The 1,552-nt window shown below is 36.7% G+C and carries 2 protein-coding genes; both read right to left on the bottom strand.

Annotated features, from left to right (window positions below):
* Nucleotides 1-536: 536 nt before the first annotated feature.
* Nucleotides 537-1,154 carry a shikimate kinase gene (locus tag F1E73_RS16925; RefSeq protein WP_150452652.1) on the bottom strand — a complete coding sequence of 206 codons (618 nt, stop codon included), beginning with the start codon at nt 1,152-1,154 and terminating at the stop codon, nt 537-539.
* Nucleotides 1,129-1,434 carry a hypothetical protein gene (locus F1E73_RS16920; protein ID WP_150452651.1) on the bottom strand — a complete coding sequence of 102 codons (306 nt, stop codon included), beginning with the start codon at nt 1,432-1,434 and terminating at the stop codon, nt 1,129-1,131. The genes F1E73_RS16925 and F1E73_RS16920 overlap by 26 nt, the downstream gene beginning before the upstream one ends.
* Between the last annotated feature and the right edge of the window lie 118 nt (nt 1,435-1,552).

Genomic DNA, 1,552 nt, shown 5'->3' with positions numbered 1-1,552 from the left:
TTTAAGGAATGCAAGACTGAATTATAGCCCCTGTTAGAGGTTGTTTGCAGCCCACACCTTACCCGAACGGACAAGCCAATGGAACAATCCCCGTGGTTTTTGCCGCTTTTTCAATCCAGCCGAAACCATTGCAAACACAAATATAATTTAGTGTTTTATAAAACTTGGGCGGGAAAGGGCAAGCCAAAAGTCGACCTGCGTACCGATTGCGCAACGATTCCGTACTGGCGGCAAAAGCGGATAGCCCGAAAGCCGCTCTTATTTCAATCCCTAAATAACCCGAAAGAACTTCCCACAACTTAACAGAACGTAGATTTTTTGCTGCCCTGATAAACGTACTACTTGCGTACAGATTGGTCAATTTATAGGATAGGCAGCAAAAAAAGGGAAGTCCCGAAGCTGCTCTAATTTTTTCCGCAAATAACCTTCTAACGTAAAATTGTATGAGTAGTGGCAGATTGCGTGGCACATTCCTGTCAAACCGCTACGCTGTTTGAGCGGACTACAAAACTTGATATTTAGCACTTTGCCTGCCATTACTTATACAAAATGTTGGCAGCTGGCATTAGTTCATTCATCCCTATGGTTTTCATAATCAATTCAGGAATATTATCTAAACTCACATCTTCTATGTTTATCTGAAAATCTGCTCGTTTGTAAGAGTCCTTGAAAAAATTATAATCCGCTCGAATCTCTTTTAAATATCTCTTTTTCTTCGATTCATCCAGTCTTTCCGTTATCGGATTTGAGTCCTTGTCAAAAAAAGTTAACCTGTCCAATACGTTCTCAAATGAATCATTTAAACAAATAGAAATTAATTCTTTGTCCTTATGTCGTTTATACACTTGCAGATATGAAAATTTCAATCCCGATGGTGTCCCAGAGATTACGGAATCAATATTTTTTGAGAATAGCTTATCTAAAACAATGCTGGCTTTTTCTCTGTATCCGTTCATTGTTAAACATTCATCCTGAATCCGTTCAATTGGTTTTTCATAGTAACTCTGTATTTCTTCATCCAAGTCAAAGAAAGAATAACCAATCTTACCTGCTAACATTTTTCCAATTGTCGTTTTACCAATACAGCTTATACCAACTAAATATATAATCATAAAGACATAGTGATGATTAGAAATCAAAATTACGTTTCTCAATCGGAATCGATTTTACTTTCTCAATATTCTCTAATATATTTTTACAAGTTAATTCCAATTTATCTTTTTCGGGAGGATTACCCCAAAATAAATCGTCAATCTCCCATACCTCCGCTTTCATTACTTCTCTAGTCAATTTTTCAGCTTTATCAAGGTATTCGGTCTCATTTTTACAATCACCCGATAAAACGCCAAATCTCAAAGTCAAATCATGTGACAATTTCTCTGCCTCGATTAGAATTCCTTCGTAAGATTCTCTTGATAAATCATCTGTATCCATCTGTTGTATCTGTTAGTTTTGCTTGTTGCCAACGTTAAGGCTATGATTTCGGTCTGGGAAATCCCTTAGGATTTTTCAGTTCGGAATCGTGCCGACTTAAAAGTAATGAATTTTATCT

This window comes from Arenibacter lacus, assembly GCF_008711145.1.
Lineage (GTDB): Bacteria > Bacteroidota > Bacteroidia > Flavobacteriales > Flavobacteriaceae > Arenibacter > Arenibacter amylolyticus.
The sequence above is the reverse complement of the archived record's forward strand: the minus strand, read 5'-3'. Positions and strand labels throughout refer to the sequence as shown.